The organism is Terracoccus luteus, assembly GCF_003635045.1.
Classification (GTDB): domain Bacteria; phylum Actinomycetota; class Actinomycetes; order Actinomycetales; family Dermatophilaceae; genus Terracoccus; species Terracoccus luteus.
This window is the reverse complement of the sequence record NZ_RBXT01000001.1, coordinates 593309-609151: the sequence shown is the minus strand read 5'-3', so window position 1 is coordinate 609151 and position 15843 is coordinate 593309. Positions and strand designations below refer to the sequence as shown.

The window sequence follows — 15843 nt, the reverse complement described above, 5'->3', positions numbered from 1 at the left end:
CCGGATTCGCCCGGGTCCGCCCCGTCAGCGCTGCCGCGCCCGGTCGCGTCGGCGCACCAGCGCGTCACCAGGCCGGTGTGTCACCGGGCCAGCGCGTCGCGGATGATGCGCCCGACCTGCTCCTGCTCGATGAGGAAGCCGTCGTGGCCGAACTCGGAGCGGATGTGCGCCCGGGTCGAGCGGGGCAGGTGGGCGTGCATCTCGTCGGACAGTCGCGGCGGATAGAGCCGGTCGGTGTCGACGGACACGACCGTGCAGTCAGCGGTCACACGGGCCAGCGCCGCCTCGACACCGCCCCGGCCGCGGCCGACGTCGTGGCTGTTCATCGCCTCGGTGAGCACGACGTAGGAGTTGGCGTCGAAGCGGCCGGCGAGCTTGCCGGCGTGGTGGTCGAGGTAGCTCTCGACGGCGAACCGGCCGCGGTCGGGCCCGGCGTCGAGGGGCTGCTCCCCCGTCTGCGCGGCCCGCCCGAAGCGGTCGCTCAGCTCGCTCTCGGTGCGGTAGGTGACGTGCGCGATGCGACGGGCGAGGCCGAGCCCGGTCTCGGGGGCCCGCCCCGTCTCGTAGTAGTCGCCGCCGCTGAAGTCGGGGTCGGAGCGGATCGCGAGCAGCTGCGGCTGACACCACGCGATCTGGTCGGCGGTCGTGTGCGCGGTGCTGGCCAGCACGATGCACCGCTGGACCTGTTCCGGCCGCCCGACCGCCCACTCCACGGCGCGCATGCCGCCCATCGAGCCGCCGACGACGGCGGCGAGGCGTTCGACACCGAGCCGGGCGAGGGCGGCTGCCTCGGCCGCCACCTGGTCGCGGACGGTGACGTACGGGAAGCGGCTGCCCCACGGGCGCCCGTCGGGGGCGGTGCTCGAGGGCCCGGTCGAGCCCTGGCACCCGCCCAGCACGTTGGTGGCGACGACGAACCAGCGGTCGGGGTCGACGGGGGCGTCGGCGCCGACGAGGTCGTCCCACCAGCCGGGCGACGGGTGACCGTCCCCCGCGTCACCGACGACGTGGCTGTCCCCGGTGAGCGCGTGCTCGACGAGCACGACGTTGTCGCGGCTCGGGGCGAGGGTGCCCCACGTCTCGACGGCGATGCGTACCCCGGGCAGGACGTGGCCGGACTCGAGCTGGAGGTCACCGATGTCGACGAAGGTGCGGTGACCGACGGGGTCTCCCTCGCGCCACGCGGCGCCCGCGGCCACGGTCGAGGGGGTGGTCGAGGCGGGCTCCGGTGGGCCGTCCACCGCCGCGGTGGCCTCGGCCCGTCGCCGGGGCGGGACGGGATGCCGCCCGGCGGGTCGCCGTCGATGGGTGACGGTCATGGAGGGTGCTCCTTCACGCTCGCGCTTGCGCACGCCGGTCGGGCGTGGCCCGGTCCTCACCCGGGGCACCCCACCGCGAAGGAGGGTTGCCGGCCAGCGAGCCGGGGCTTGTCGCTGACACTCATGACCTGTATCGATCGTACGGGAGGCGGCGACCCGGCACGACGGGTCGGTCCACGGGGTGGACCGCGCGCGGGGCCGGACGCGAGGCCGACCGGGACCGCCAACGCGGCCGGTCTCAGGCCGAGCGCGCCTGCGGTCGCAGCCCGAACTCGAGGGCCTGAGCGAGGAGGGTGCAGAGGTAGTGGTCGGGCTCGACGCGCAGGGCGTGCTCCACCGCGACGGCCGCCCGCGCGCCGTCACCCGACCACCAGGCCAACGACGCGTACACCGAGAGGAGGGGCGCGACGTGGGCCTCCGGCGTCGCTCGCACCACGGCCTCGAGCCGGGCGAGCATGGCGTGCGGGACGACGGGCGACCGCTGCCCCTCGAGCCCGTCCAGACCGCCGGGCAGCCCCGGCCCACCCGGCTCACCACCTCGACCGAGACCTCCGGCGTCCCGTCGGACAGCCGGAGGCAGGTGGAACTCGACGTGCTCGAGCAGCCGCTCGTCGACGCAGTCGCGGGTCATGGGGCCGCCGGGGCAGGTCGCGACGATGAGGGCGTCGCGGATGGTCGCGTCGCGCAACGGGCCGACGATCGCGGGCAGGGAGGTCTCGAGCACCGGCTCGTCGAGCTCGCCCCTCAGCACGGCGCCCCACGCGCGCAGCGACTGGTCGAGGAGGTGGTGGCGCGCGGTCGGGTCTCCCCCGTCGGACGTCGCCGGCGTCGCCGACGCCGGCGCCACAACGGGGGCCGGGCCGCCGGACCACCCGAGGAGCCAGCCGCTCACATCGTCCCCGTGCTCCCCCTCGGACCCCGGCCCACCGAAGGGCTCCACCTCGACCACCTCGTCGAGCCAGGCGTCGAAGGCATGACCTCTCAGGGCGTCCGCCTCGTCCTCGGTGAGGCCGGCCAGCTCGTCGTCTCCGAGGGGCACGAAGGGTGGCCACCCGCCGGCCCCGTCACCGGCACCGTCAGCGAGCAGCGCCTCGAACTCGGCCCGCAACGACCCACCGGTCGGCCACCCCCTCCAGGCGCTGGGTGCGACCCGGCGCGCGACCCCGTCGTCGCGGGGCACCGCCGAGGCATCAGGCCCACCGAGCCACGTGGGCGCCGGCGCCCCGCGACGAGCGAGCTGTGTGGCGTTCTCCCACCGGCCTCGCCAGTCGTCGACGGCGAGGGCGACCGCGTCGTGACCGGGGTCGCCGGGGGCCAGGGGCGTCAGCGCCGTGCCGAGCGCCTCCCGCCCGGAGAGGACGGCGTGCCCCGTGCCGACGTACGTGGCGATGGCGGGCACGTCGGCGTCGCGCAGCATCGGCCTGCCCTCCGCCGGGCAGCAGTCGCACCCCACCCCGAACCACCGGTCGCCGCGCACGACGAACGTGCCCAACCGGTGCAGGCCCGCCCGGCTCACGGCGACGGCGAAGGCGTCGAGCAGGCCCATCGACTCGCCGACGTCCGACTCGTAGCCGATGAGCGCGATGGTCGTCGGCGACTCGCGCCGCACCGGACCCATGAGGTGCGAGACGACCGCCTCGCGGGCGCCCGGGGCGGGGATGTCGACCCGCGCGACGAGGTCGACCTGGGTTCCGCGCAGGGCGACGACGACGACGCTGCGCAGCGGCTGGAAGCCGAGGTGGTAGGGGATGACCGCCAGCAGCTGGGCCGGCCCGGACACGGAGACGGTGGACATGCGCCCACGGTGGCGCCCGGCATCCGCCTCAGGTCGGCCCGTTCGCGCGCCTGTGGACGACGCCGACCGACCGCTCCCCCGCAGAGGGAGGTGTGGACGACGCAGGACGCCCCGGTCAGCGCTCCAGGCGGCGGCGCACGGCCTCGAGCGCGGCGCCGCCGGCCGCCTTCACGACGCGCGGCCCGCCCGGCACGCGCAGACCGCCCGGTCCGCGCCACTGGGCCCCGGGAGCGTCACCGGCATCCGACGACGGCCACCTCCCGCCGTCCGCACGCCCGAACCGCCCTGCGGGCGCACCCGGCCGCCCCGAGGGGGGCGGCGGCCGGTGGCCCTGTCCCGCCTCCCACGCGAGGAAGCGGTCGGTCTCGTCGACGAACGCCCGCGCGGCCCAGGTCAGCACCACCGCGTCGTCGGCGAGGCCGACGACCGGCAGCACCGACTCGGGCAGGAGGTCGACCGGGGAGGCGACGTACGCGGCCGCGGCGGCGACGAGGCCGAGCCGGCCGAGCGTCGTGCCCGCGTACGAGCCGTCGAGCGTCGCCCGCACGAGGCGGGGGACGGCCAGGGCCCGCTCCCCCAGCGCCGGCCCGCCGGGTCGGCTCGCCGCCCGGACGACCGCCAGCACGGCGGCCGTCGTCTTGAGGCGGGAGGTTGCGCCGGCGCGCCGTCGACGGCTCAGGAGCCCGCCCCGCCGTACGTCGCGACCGGGGGGAACTCCTTCACGGCCTGCTTGGCGATGCCGCCGAGCATGTACGCGTCGACGACGCCACCGGCGACGCCGCCGACGACGGGCACGGCCCGACCGAGCTTCGCGAAGGTGCCGGCGCCGACGCGCGCGAGCAGGCGGAAGCCCACCGCCTTGTTGAGCACCATGAGAGCGGGCGCGGGCAGCCGGCTCGTGGCGAGCGAGGTCATCTTGCCGCCGGCCGCGGTGAGGCCGGCCTTCTTGAGCAGGTCGTCGCTGTCGGCCCCGGCGAGGGTCAGCAGCACCGCCGAGCGGATCTCGGGCTGGTCGATGTCGTAGCCGCGCAGCTTGGCCGTCGCCGCCGTCATGCGGGTGCCGAGCAGGTAGAAGCCGAGCACGTTGGCGGGCAGGGAGACCGGCAGCAGGAAGAACCCGCCGAGGCCGGTGACGAAGCCGCCCGCCCCGCCGAGCTGGCGGTGGCTGCGCCGCACGACGTCGATCGCCTTCTCGACGTCGCCGTGGGTCTGTTCGAAGGCCTTGGTCGCCACCTCGTGCGCGGAGTCGAAGGGTCCACGGCCGTCGATGCCGATGTCGAGCAGGCGCTCGACGAGACGCGTCGCGGTGCCGGCGAGCCCGCCCTCCTGGGGCTGGCGCGCCCGGGCGAGCGCGCTGGTGTCGTTCTCGCGCAGCGCCGCCGCCGTCTCGTCGGCCTTCCTCTGCGCCTCGTCCTTGTCGATCCCGAAGATCCCCACAACGTCCTCCCAGGGCTGGTGGCGCGGCCGTGCGGCCGCCTGCCTCGGGGCCACCGTATGCGGTGGTGGCCCCCCTCGGCGGGTCCGGTCGTGACCACGGAACCCCCCGGTCCCGCGGCCGCCGCCGTCACCGCCTGCCCGGCCGTCGTACCCGGTCCCTAGGCTCGGGCCATGGCCGACGCGATCCTCGGGGTGCCCACCGACGAGCTGCGGAGCAGCCGCACGAGCGTCAAGTGGCGCGCCTTCGGGCCTGACGTCCTGCCGCTGTTCATCGCCGAGATGGACGTGCGCCCGTGCCCGGCCGTCGTCACCGCCGTGTCGGATGCCGTGTCGCGCGGTGACACGGGCTACGCCTGGACCGCGCCTTACGTCGAGGCGTTCACCGCCTTCGCCGACCGTCGCTGGGGCTGGCAGCCCGACCCCGAGGCGACCGTGCCGGTCGCCGACGTCCTCACCGGCATCACGACGCTGCTGCGGCTGCTCACCGCCCCGGGCGGGCCCGTCGTCGTCAGCTCGCCCGTCTACAACGCCTTCCACGACGTCGTCGCGGCCGCCGGACGGCGCGTCGTCGAGGCCCCGCTGCGCGACGGCCGCCTCGACGTCGACGCCCTGCGGGCGGTGTTCGCCGACCTCGCCCGCGCCGGTGGTCCCGGCGCCGGCGTCGCCTACCTCCTCTGCAACCCGCACAACCCGACCGGGCACGTCCCCACCGCGGCCGAGCTCGCGGCCCTCGCCGAGGCCGCGAACGAGTTCGGGGTGCGGGTCGTCAGCGACGAGATCCACGCCCCGCTCACGCTCGACGGTGTGCGGTTCACGCCCTGGCTGACGGTGCCGGGCGCCGATGGCCACTTCACCGTGACCTCGGCCGGCAAGACCTACAACCTCGCCGGCCTCAAGGCCGGCCTCGTCGTCGCCGGAGCGGCCGCCGTCGACGACCTGCGCCGCATCCACCCCTACGTCACCTACGGCGCCAGCCACCTCGCCACCATCGCGCAGGCCGCCGCCTGGGCCGAGGGCGACGAGTGGCTCGACCGGCTGCTCGGCGAGCTGGCCGCCAACCGCGCGACCCTCGTCGAGGCCGTCGCGTCCCTCCCGGGTGTCACGGCGCAGCCGCCCGAGGCGACCTACCTCGCGTGGCTCGACCTGCGCGCCACCCGCCTCGGCGACGAGCCCGCCGCCGCCCTGCGCGAGCGGGCGCGGGTCGCCCTGTCCGAGGGCACGACGTTCGGGGCGGGCGGCGCCGGTCACGCCCGGCTCAACTTCGCCACGTCGCCCGAGATCCTCCGCGAGGCCCTCGACCGGATCACGGGCTGCCTTGCCTGACAGCGATACCCGCGCCACCGGCTCCCCCGGCGGCTCCCCCGGCGGCTCCCCCGTCGGCTCCCCCGTCGGCTTCCCCGTCGTGCTCGTCGTCGCCGGAGCGTCGGCCCACGCCCTCGGTGAGGGGGTCGACGAGCTCGTCCCCCGCGAACACCTGCCGGCCCTCGTCACCGACCTCGAGCGCCGCCGGGGCCCACGCTGGGTGGTGTGGTCCGCGGCATCCGGCCTGCGCGACGTCGTCGACGCGGGAGTAGCCGTCGGTCGCTGCTGGGACCTCGCCGAGGCCCACCGCCTGCTGCACGGCGGGTGGGCGGCGACGCCCGGGCACGTCTGGGCCGCCTGCCGAGGGCTCGACGAGGATGCCGTCCCGCGGGCCCGGGCGCACCGGCGCGGTTTCGACGCCGACCTCTTCGACGTGCCCGACGACCCGGCCCTCGTCGACGGCGCCGGGCACCTGCGGGCCGACGCCCTCGGGGCGTGGGCGGGCGACCCGGGCCGGCCGACGCGGCTGCGCGAGCTGGCCGGACTGGCCCTGCGGTGCCGCGACGACCAGGCGCGGTCCGTCGCCTCGCTCGCCGGCGACCCCGACACCGCGGCCCGCCTCGAGCGCGTCGTCTGGTCGGAGTCGGCCGCGGCGGTGCTCTGCCTCGAGCTCGAGCGCGACGGGCTGCCGATCGACCGCGCGACCGCCGTGAGCCTCATCGCCGACGCGGCGGGCCCGCGCGCGAGCGACGAGCGCGACGCCGCCCGCATCCGGGCCGAGCGCGACGCCCTCGTGCTGCGCCACGCCCCGCCGGGTCGTGAGCAGACCGACCTGCGCAACCCGGCACAGGTCAAGGCGCTGCTCGCCGCGGCCGGGGTCGATGTGCCCAACACCCGCGCCTGGGTGCTCGAGCCCTACCGCGCGTCGGTCCCGCTCGTCGAGGCGCTGCTGCGGTGGCGGGCCGACGAGCGCATCGCCACGACGTACGGGTACCGGTGGCTCGACTCGCACGTCGGCCCCGACGACCGGCTGCGCGGCGCGTGGTCGGCCTGCGACGGGGCGGCCGGGCGCATGACCGCCCAGAACGGCCTGCACAACCTGCCCGCCAGCCTGCGCCCGGCCGTCGCCGCCGAGCCGGGGCACGTCCTCGTCCGGGCCGACCTCGGCCAGGTCGAGCCACGGGTGCTCGCGGTCGTCAGCGGCGACCGCTCCTTCGCCGCCGCCACCCGTGCCGACGACCTCTACGCCCCCGTCGCGGCCGAGCTCGGCACCGAGCGCGCCAAGGCCAAGATAGCGGTGCTCGCCGCCATGTACGGGCAGCGTTCCGGAGCTGCCGGTCAGGCGCTGGGCGACCTCGAGCGGCGCTACCCGGTGGCCATGGGCCTGCTCGACCGCGCGTACGCCGACGGGGTGGCCCGCCGGCCGTTGCGCACCTGGGGCGGGCGCCTCATCCGGCTCGGGGCCGCGGGCCCGCCCCTCGGGGAGGGGGCGGGGGCCGACGAGGACGCTCCCGGCATCCGGGCCACCGAGACGACCGACGGCGGCCGCGCGAGCGCCGGGGAGGACGGCGCCGCCCGCGCCGCGCACGACGCCGCCCGCGGCCGCTACGCGCGCAACGCGGTGATCCAGGGCTCGGCGGCCGAGCTGTTCAAGGCGTGGGCGGCCACCGTGCGGGCCTCCCTCGGCCCCGTCGGGGGCCGCATCGTGCTGTGCCTGCACGACGAGCTGCTCGTGCACGTGCCGGTCGCCCGCGCCGACGAGACCGTGGCCCTGGTCGCGCGCTGCCTCGACGACGCCGCCCGTCGGTGGGCGGGCACCGACGCCGTCCGCTTCGTCACCGACACCTCGGTGGTCGGCCGCTGGAGCGACGCGAAGGGGTGAGGACCCGGCAAGCCGGCGTCCCCACCCCGTGCGTCGCGTCAGTGGCCTCAGTGGCCTCAGTGGGTCACTCGTCGGTGACGTCCTTGAGGAAGGCCTCGAGCTCGGCGCCGATCTCGTCGGCGGACGGCAGCTCGGACAGGTCGGTGGCGAGCAGGTTGCGCTGCTTGCGCCCCTCGACGAACGTGTCGTACTGCTGCTCCAGAGCGTGCACGACGGCGGTGATCTCGTCGGACTCCTGCATCTGCCGGGCGATCTCGGCCCGGTTGAGGCCGGCCGTCGCGGCGAGCGCCGTGAGGTCGAGCGAGAGCCCGGTGGCCGCCGAGATGCGCTCGAGCCCGAGCAGCGCGGCGTCGGCGAACTCGGTCTGGCCGAGGTAGTGCGGCACGTGCACCGCGAAGCCGATGGCGTCGCGACCGGCCTCGCCGAGGCGGTACTCGAGCAGCGACGAGAAGCTGCCGGGCACCTGCACGGTGCCGAAGGCGTGGTCGTTGGCGGTGACGAGCCGCGGCGACGTGCCGTGGGCGGTCACGCCGAGCGGGCGCGTGTGCGGCACCGCCATGGGGATGCCGTGGAGGTTGACCGTGAGGTCGACGCCGAGGGCGCCGACGAGGGTCGTCGTGGCCTCGACCATGCGGGCCCACTGGTAGTCGGGCTCCGGGCCGACGAGGAGCAGGAACGGCGTCCCCTCCTTGTCGAGCACGCGGTGCAGCAGCAGGCTCGGGTCGTCGTAGCTGCTCCAGTGGTCGCGGTCGAAGGTCATGACCGGTCGGCGACCGCGGTAGTCGAGCACCTGGTCGACGTCGAAGGAGGCGATGACGCGCGACTCGTGGGTCGCGAGCAGGTGCTCGGAGACGAGCTTCTGCGTGTTGCCGGCGTCGATGAAGCCGCCGAGGGCCACGACCAGCACCGACGCCCGGAGGTCGGCGATGGACGAGGGCGCCCCGTCGGGGGCGGTGTCGGTCTCGAACCGGAAGAGGTCGGTGGGGTCCTGCACGGGAGTGGCCTTTCGTCGTCCTGCGTGTCGGGTCCAACGTCCGGGCCCCGGGCACCATTCCCCGCGTTCGCGCGGGGCCACAGAGGGATGCCGGCCGGTCAGGCGGCGTCGGCCGCCGCCTTGGTGATGGCCTTGAGGATGCGCTGCGGCGACACGCTCCGGGCGGTGCCGACCGGCTGGGCGAACAGCGAGACCCGCAGCTCCTCGATCATCCAGCCGATGTCGACGACGGCGGCCGAGCCGCGCTGGGCGGGTCGCAGCGACTCGAGCAGGTCGGCGTAGCGGCCCTCCACGAGGTCGACCTGCTCGAGGGCCTGCGCGTCGCGGGCGAGGGCGGCCGGGGCCCGGTCGAGCCGGTGGGCGATGCCGCGCAGGTACCGGTCGAGGTCGGGCAGCCGCGCCACGCCGGTGGCGGCGACGAACCCCGGCCGGATGAGCCCGGCGAGCTGGGCGCGCACGTCGGCGAGCACCGGCCGGAGGGCGCTGCTGCTCGACCGGTCGAGCTCGACGAGGCGGTTGGTGAGGCCGAGGTGGCGGGCCAGCACGGGCTCGACGAGACCGACGACCTGCACGACCCGCGCCGTCGTGTGGGTGCGCACGGCCGACAGCACCCACTCGAAGTCCTCGCGGGTGCGCACGGCCCGGGCCACCCCGGCATCCGGGCCCGTGCCACCGGTCGGCGCGGCGGCCTCGTCGCGAATGGAGTCGACGGCGGCCGCGAGGCAGTCGTCGAGCAGCGCGGGGACGCTCCCGTGCGGGTTGTGGCCGAGCGCGAGCTTCTGGGTGTTGGTGAGGCGGGCGAGCACCTGCTTCCACGGCGGGGTGATGCCGAGCAGCAGCAGGCGGCGCACGCCGAGCCGGTGGGCCGCGTCGGCCTCCGCCTCGGTCGGCAGCACCCGCAGGTCGACCGCCCGCCCGGTGTCGACGAGGGCCGGGTACCCGCGCACCCCCGAGGTGCTCTCGAACGTCCCGGGCACGCCCTCGTCGGGGAAGGCGGTCAGGCCGGCGCGCTCGATCTCGGCGCCGGCCCGGCTGACCTGCCGCCGCAGCTGCGGGGCTGCGGCGTCGCGCACCGCCTCGAGGTCCTTGCCGGTCGCGACCGGCCGGCCGTCGGGGCCGTCGACGCTGAAGGTGACCCGCAGGTGGCCGGGCACGCGCTCCCAGTCGACGTCGTGGGCGGCGACGGGCACGCCGCCGTGGCGGGTGAGCGCGGTCGCGAGCGCCGGGGCGAGCGGCCCGGATGCCGGGTCGAGCAGCGGCAGCACGCGGCGGGCGACGTCGGGGGCGGGCACGAGGTGGCGCCGGAGCCCCTTGGGCAGCGAGCGGATGAGGCCGGTGACCAGCTCCTCGCGGAACCCCGGCACCTGCCACTCGAAGCCGGCGGGCGTCACCTGGTTGAGCCGGTCGACGGGGATGTGCACCGTCACGCCGTCGTCGGGCGCCCCCGGCTCGAAGCGGTACGTGACGGGCAGCTCGAGCTCGCCCTGGCGCCACGTCGTCGGGTGGTCGGCAGTGGCCAGCTCGCCCGCGGCGTCGCGCAGCAGCAGGTCCTCGGTGAAGGTGAGCAGGTCGGGCGTGCGCCGGCGCACGCTCTTCCACCACGAGTCGAAGTGCCGGCCGCTGACGACCTCGGCCGGGATCCGCTTGTCGTAGAACGAGACCAGTGTGTTGTCGTCGACGACGAGGTCACGGCGGCGGGTGCGGGCCTCCAGCTCGCCGAGCCGCTCGACGAGCTCGGCGTTGGCGCGCAGGAAGGCGTGCTCGGTGTGCCAGTCGCCCTCGACGAGCGCGTGCCGGATGAACAGGTCGCGGGCGAGCTCGGGGTCGATGCCACCGAGGCCGACGAGGCGACCGACGACGAGCGGCACCCCGAAGAGGGTGACGCGCTCGGTGGCGACGGCCGAGCCGCGCCGGCCAGACCAGCGGGGCTCGGAGTACTGCCGCTTGACGAGGTGCGCGCCCAGCTGCTCGGCCCACACCGGGTCGATGCGGGCGTTGATGCGGGCCCAGAGCCGCGAGGTCTCGACGAGCTCCTCGGCCATGACGAACTGGGGCTGCTTGCGGAACAGCGCCGAGCCGGGGCTGATGCCGAAGCGGGCGCCGCGGGCCCCGGCGTACTCGCGCTTCTGCTCGTCGCGCACGCCGACGTGCGAGAGGAGACCCGCGAGCAGGCTCTGGTGAACGGCATCCGCGTCGACGCTCCCGTGCGCGTCGCGACCGGTCGCGGCGCCCTCGGCCCCCGGCTCCTCCGTGTCGGTCGCCGGCGTCGTGTCACCGTCGGTGCGCGCGCTGCCGCGGGCGACCTCGAGACCGGCGGACTTGGCCGCCTGGCGCACCTGCGAGTGGAGGTCCTGCCACTCGCGCACCCGGAGGTAGTTGAGGAACTCGTTCTTGCACAGCCGCCGGAACGCGCTGCCGCTCAGGGCCTTCTGCTGCTCCTTGAGGTAGGCCCAGAGGTTGAGCCACGTGAGGAAGTCGCTCGTCTCGTCGGCGAAGCGCTTGTGCGCGGCGTTGGCGAGCTCCTGCTTCTCCTGCGGCCGCTCGCGCGGGTCCTGGATCGACAGCGCCGCGACGATGACGAGCACCTCGCGCAGCACGCCGCGGCGGTCGGCCTCGATGACCATGCGGGCGTGGCGGGGGTCGATGGGCAGGGTCGCGATGGTGCGACCGAGGGGGGTGAGGCGGCGGCCCGGGCGTCGGCGCCGACCCGCGGGGGCCGGGCGGCCGGCATCCTCCTCGTCGTCGGGGGCGAAGGCCTGCAGCTCCTCGAGCAGGCGCACGCCGTCGGCGATCTGGCGGCCGTCGGGCGGGTCCACGAACGGGAAGCGCGCGATGTCGCCCAGGCCGAGGCTCGTCATCTGCAGGATGACCGAGGCGAGGTTGGTGCGCAGGATCTCGGGGTCGGTGAACTCGGGGCGGCTGTCGTAGTCGTCCTCGCTGTAGAGGCGCACGGCGATGCCGTCGGCGAGGCGGCCGCACCGACCGCTGCGCTGGTTCGCCGACGCCTGGCTGATCGGCTCGATCGGCAGCCGCTGCACCTTGGTGCGCTGGCTGTAGCGGCTGATGCGCGCGGTCCCCGTGTCGACGACGTAGCGGATGCCGGGGACGGTGAGCGAGGTCTCGGCGACGTTCGTCGCCAGCACGATCCGCCGGCCCGTGTGCCGTGAGAAGACCCGGTGCTGCTCGGCCGCCGACAGCCGCCCGTAGAGGGGGACGACCTCGGTGACCGGCAGCTTGAGCCCGTTGAGGGCGTCGGCGGCGTCACGGATCTCCCGCTCGCCGGAGAAGAAGACGAGGATGTCGCTGCTGCTTCCGGTGTGCCGCTCGGTCCACAGCTCCTCGACGGCGTCGACGACCCCCTGCACGAGGTCGCGCTCCTCGGCGTCGGGCCGGTCGGGGTCGACGAGGGGGCGGTAGCGCACCTCGACGGGGAAGGTGCGGCCCGACACCTCGATGACCGGCGCCGGCTCCCCCGTCACCGGGTCGGCGAAGTGCCGCGCGAACTTCTCGGGGTCGATGGTGGCCGACGTGATGACGACCTTGAGGTCGGGGCGGCGCGGGAGCAGCTGCTTGAGGTAGCCGAGGATGAAGTCGATGTTGAGGCTGCGCTCGTGGGCCTCGTCGATGATGATCGTGTCGTAGCGGCGCAGGTCGCGGTCACGCTGCATCTCGGCGAGCAGGATGCCGTCGGTCATGACCTTGACGAGGGTGTCGCGGGTGGCGTGGTCGGTGAAGCGGACCTGGTAGCCGACGGCCCCGCCCAGCTCGACGTCGAGCTCGTCGGCCAGGCGCTCGGCCACGGCCCGGGCGGCGATGCGGCGGGGCTGCGTGTGCCCGATCTGGCCGCCCTGGCCGCGGCCGAGCTCGAGGCAGATCTTCGGCAGCTGCGTCGTCTTGCCCGAGCCCGTCTCGCCGGCGACGACGACGACCTGGTGGTCGCGGATGGCGGCGGCGATGTCGTCGCGGCGCTCGACGACCGGCAGGTGCTCGGGATACGTGATGGGCGGGACCGTCGCCGCCCGGGCCGCCCGACGGGCCTCGCGCTGCTCGGGCGAGGGGTCGGGGCGACGGTCGCGGCGGGGGCGATCCGATGCGGGCCGGGCGGCACCCGGGGTGCGGGCGTCGGGGCCGGGCCGACCGGCATCCGGCGTGGTGCGGTCGCCCTGCGGACCGCCGTCCGTGGCGCGGGGGCGACGGCGCCCGCCGCGACGCCGGGGGCGCGGGGCCGAGGGTGCCTCGGGGCCCGTGGCGGGGCGCGTGTCGGACATGATCGTCAAGGATAGGTCGGCCCGGCGCCGGGTCCGAACGGATATCGTCGCGCCACGGGAACGCCGGCGCCGTCGGGCGCCTCGAAGCGGTGGCCCGGGCAGGCAGCCCGGGCACCCACCAGGAGGACGCCGTGCCCGACGACGAGGTACCGCAGAGCGACCGGCACCGGGCGTTCTCCGACGAGCGCGAGCCCCCGCAGCTGCCTCCGTCGGCGTGGGCGCCCCGCCCCGGCGACCCGGTGAAGGGCCCGTCGTGGCAGACCGCGCGGCGGCACCGCTCGTCGGCGCGTCGGGGCTGGTGGTGGGCGGCCGGCGCGTTCGTGGCGCTGGGCATGTGCACCGGGGGGAACTCCGGCACCGACCACGGCGCGTACGGGGGCGGGGCCGGGATGGGCGACGTGCAGTGCGACGCCGACGCGTCGGGCAACATCGTCCAGGACAGCCCGGAGTGCCGAGGGCTGGCCCGGACGATGGGCGGGGCGTCGGTCGACGACGGCACCGGTCGGCCGACCGTCGTCGACCCGGCCACCGTCGTGGGGGCGGTCCCCTCGTCCGGCGCCTCGATCAGCACCGTGATCGTGGCGGAGGGCAGCGTCGCGGCCACCCCGGTGGACATCGAGGTCATGGAGGGGGGCCAGCGGCGGACCCAGCAGGTCACGCTGCCGTACACGGAGCGGGTCGGCAGCGCCTCCGAGCCCGCGACGCTGACCCGGTCGCAGGGCTCGGTCACCGCGCGGGTGGACGTCTCGCAGTGGGCGGGCCTGTCGGCCGGCGACGTCCTGCAGTGCCAGGTGCGGGTCGACGGGGCGCTGGTGTCGCTGCAGACCGCGGCGGTGAGCGACGGGCCGGGTGAGCTGCTGGCCGTCACGTGCACGGTCCCGTTGTCGCGGGCACGCTGAGGCCCTCGCCGGCCGGGGACGGGAACCGTACGGTCGCGACGCGGCTCAGAGGCGCGCCGCTACATTGGACCGCGCCGAACACACGACCAGGGGAGCATCATCGTGTCCGACATCCCGCCGTTCCGTCCCGACCCGCTCGCGCCGGGCTACGAGCCCGCCGACGTGCCCGACCCGACCGACGACGACCACGTGAGCTTCCCGGAGGAGGCCGGCGACATTGGCGACACGGGCACGACGGGCACGCCCGGCGTCCCCCCGGCCCCGCAGGCCGCCGGACCGTCGTGGTCGCCGAGCTGGACGCCCGCCGGACCCCAGCCCTCACCTCAGTCCGCACCACAGGCCGCACCACAGTCCGCACCTCAGTCCGCACCTCAGGGGCCGCCCTCGGGCGGCACCACCTCGCCGTGGGGGGCGGGAGACCAGGGCGGCTACCGGTACGAGCCGCAGACGGGCGGGGTGACCGGTCCGGACGGCCGGCCCGTGGGCCCGCCCCGACCCGGCTGGGCCCCTCCCACCGCCCCGTCCGGGTGTCGCCCGAGCGGCGGCAAGATGATCGCGCTCGTCCTCGCCGTGCTCCTCATCCCGGTCGTCGTCTTCGCCGCCGTCACCGGGGTGCTCGTCAGCCGGTCGGGCGACGACGACGGCCCCTCGGGCTCGCGGACCCGTCCCTCCGTCGTGCCGAACACGTCGTTGCCCGTCACCCCGACGCCGGTGCCGCGGCTCAGCGCGAACGTGTCGTCGGTGCGCTTCGAGATCCAGGGCGCCGGGCGGGTGGCCGACGTCCGGCTCTACAACGGCGCCGACGGTGGCAGCCAGACGCTCGAGAAGCAGACCCTCCCCTACGCCGTCTCCCTCCCGGTCGACAACACGCGCTCGCGCTACCTCTCGGTGTCGGCCTCCGACTACGAGGGCGACGGCACGATGACGTGCTCGGCCTGGGCCGGCGACGTCCTCGTCGCCTACGCGGTCGGCACGACGCGGGTCAGCTGCGACGTCACCTCCACCGCCCTGCCGACCTCGCGCAGCAACCCGTGACCGTGCCGCCCGGAGGGTCCGTCCCCGACGACACTCCGGTCCCCGACGACCTGCCGCCCGACGACGCGGTGACTCCGGGTGGTCCGCCGGTCGGCCCGCCCTCCCCGACGTGGGTGCCCGAGCGCTCGACGCCGTCGGTCCCGAGCCCGGTCGCGTCGGCGACCACGGGCAGGTCGGCCACCAGCGCGGATGCCGGGGGCTTCGTCACGCCGCCCGGTGCCACCCCCGGGGTGACGGTCCGCCCCTGGCAGCTGGCCCTGGCGGCCGCCCTGGTCGTCGTGCCGCTGCTCGTCTGGCTCGTCGTCAGCCTCGCCCGGCCGGCCACGGAAGCCATCGACGACCCGGTGGCGCGGCCGGCTCTACCCGCCCCGGTCGACCCCCAGGCCACCCCGTCGACGACGCGAGCGCCGAGCGCGACCCCCGCCCCGACGGCATCCGACCGCCTGACCGTGACGGCGCGTCCGGTCGTGCCCACGTCACCGGGCCGACGCGGGGCGTCCGCGACGACGCGGGCGCGCCCGAGCGTCGGTGGTGCGCTCTCCGGGCGACCGACGCTGCTGCCCGCGCCGAGTGTGCCGGTGACGGCGATCACCCCGGGCGCCAAGGTGATCCGCTTCGAGGCGCGGGCGGCCGGGGGCCAGCCCATCGAGGTGTCGCTCAGCGACGCGGCGCGCCAGCGCTTCGAGTACCCGGCGCAGACCAGGCCGCTGGCCATCGAGGTGCCCGTGCCGGGCCGGGCGACGAGCAGCGACTACTACAGCCTGCGGGTGCGCGTGCCCTACGACAGCGCGGGCTCCCGCGGAGACGTCACCTGTCGGGTGCTCGTCGACGGGGTGGTCGTCATGTCGCAGCAGGGGCAGGGCTACGTCACCTGCTACCTCAGCCCGTACTACGACGTGCGGCGCACCTGAG

The 15843-nt window shown here is 75.9% G+C and carries 11 protein-coding genes and 1 riboswitch; of the genes, 5 read left to right on the top strand and 6 right to left on the bottom strand.

What is annotated here, in order from left to right; translation table 11 throughout:
• Positions 1 to 80: 80 nt before the first annotated feature.
• From metX to DFJ68_RS02880, 4 genes are all read right to left on the bottom strand, one after another.
• Positions 81 to 1319, bottom strand: a complete 1239-nt coding sequence (metX, locus tag DFJ68_RS02895; RefSeq protein ID WP_121030860.1) for a homoserine O-acetyltransferase MetX — start codon at positions 1317 to 1319, stop codon at positions 81 to 83.
• A 16-nt stretch (positions 1320 to 1335) separates the two neighbouring features.
• A riboswitch (SAM riboswitch) is annotated at positions 1336 to 1448 on the bottom strand.
• Positions 1449 to 1557: 109 nt separating this feature from the next.
• Positions 1558 to 3114 carry a DUF4192 family protein gene (locus tag DFJ68_RS02890; RefSeq protein WP_121030858.1) on the bottom strand — a complete coding sequence of 519 codons (1557 nt, stop codon included), beginning with the start codon at positions 3112 to 3114 and terminating at the stop codon, positions 1558 to 1560.
• Between the two features lie 115 nt (positions 3115 to 3229).
• Positions 3230 to 3739: a YkvA family protein gene (locus DFJ68_RS02885; protein WP_245963420.1), complete on the bottom strand. Its 510-nt coding sequence runs from the start codon at positions 3737 to 3739 to the stop codon at positions 3230 to 3232.
• Positions 3740 to 3789: 50 nt separating this feature from the next.
• Entirely contained in the window at positions 3790 to 4551 is a 762-nt protein-coding gene (locus DFJ68_RS02880; protein WP_121030854.1) for an EcsC family protein, read from the bottom strand.
• A gap of 171 nt (positions 4552 to 4722) precedes the next feature.
• Between DFJ68_RS02880 and DFJ68_RS02875 the strand changes: the two genes are divergently transcribed.
• Complete coding sequence (locus DFJ68_RS02875) at positions 4723 to 5874, top strand: MalY/PatB family protein (RefSeq protein WP_121030852.1); 1152 nt, start codon at positions 4723 to 4725, stop codon at positions 5872 to 5874.
• Positions 5867 to 7735 carry a DNA polymerase gene (locus DFJ68_RS02865; protein ID WP_338067396.1) on the top strand — a complete coding sequence of 623 codons (1869 nt, stop codon included), beginning with the start codon at positions 5867 to 5869 and terminating at the stop codon, positions 7733 to 7735. Before DFJ68_RS02875 ends, DFJ68_RS02865 begins: the two co-directional genes overlap by 8 nt.
• A gap of 64 nt (positions 7736 to 7799) precedes the next feature.
• Here DFJ68_RS02865 and DFJ68_RS02860 read toward each other — a convergent pair whose 3' ends face one another.
• Together DFJ68_RS02860 and hrpA are read right to left on the bottom strand one after the other, a co-directional pair.
• Positions 7800 to 8729, bottom strand: coding sequence for a PAC2 family protein (locus tag DFJ68_RS02860; protein ID WP_121030850.1), 930 nt, complete (start codon positions 8727 to 8729; stop codon positions 7800 to 7802).
• A gap of 98 nt (positions 8730 to 8827) precedes the next feature.
• Positions 8828 to 12997, bottom strand: coding sequence for an ATP-dependent RNA helicase HrpA (gene hrpA / locus DFJ68_RS02855; RefSeq protein WP_121030848.1), 4170 nt, complete (start codon positions 12995 to 12997; stop codon positions 8828 to 8830).
• A 131-nt stretch (positions 12998 to 13128) separates the two neighbouring features.
• Here hrpA and DFJ68_RS02850 point away from each other — a divergent pair, with 131 nt between their 5' ends.
• From DFJ68_RS02850 to DFJ68_RS02840, 3 genes are all read left to right on the top strand, one after another.
• Entirely contained in the window at positions 13129 to 13896 is a 768-nt protein-coding gene (locus DFJ68_RS02850; protein WP_147431499.1) for a hypothetical protein, read from the top strand.
• Between the two features lie 102 nt (positions 13897 to 13998).
• On the top strand, positions 13999 to 14931 hold the full coding sequence (locus tag DFJ68_RS02845) for a hypothetical protein (protein WP_121030844.1): 933 nt from the start codon (positions 13999 to 14001) through the stop codon (positions 14929 to 14931).
• The gene (locus DFJ68_RS02840; RefSeq protein ID WP_121030842.1) at positions 14928 to 15842 is read left to right on the top strand and encodes a hypothetical protein; all 915 of its coding nucleotides are present in this window, start codon (positions 14928 to 14930) and stop codon (positions 15840 to 15842) included. Before DFJ68_RS02845 ends, DFJ68_RS02840 begins: the two co-directional genes overlap by 4 nt.
• Position 15843: the final 1 nt, after the last annotated feature.

Bases quoted from the DNA above. Each gene is read 5' to 3' on its own strand.
- DFJ68_RS02875 (WP_121030852.1), top strand. From the start codon at position 4,723: ATGGCCGACGCGATCCTCGGGGTGCCCACCGACGAGCTGCGGAGCAGC.
- DFJ68_RS02890 (WP_121030858.1), bottom strand. From the start codon at position 3,114: ATGTCCACCGTCTCCGTGTCCGGGCCGGCCCAGCTGCTGGCGGTCATC.
- hrpA (WP_121030848.1), bottom strand. From the start codon at position 12,997: ATGTCCGACACGCGCCCCGCCACGGGCCCCGAGGCACCCTCGGCCCCG.
- metX (WP_121030860.1), bottom strand. From the start codon at position 1,319: ATGACCGTCACCCATCGACGGCGACCCGCCGGGCGGCATCCCGTCCCG.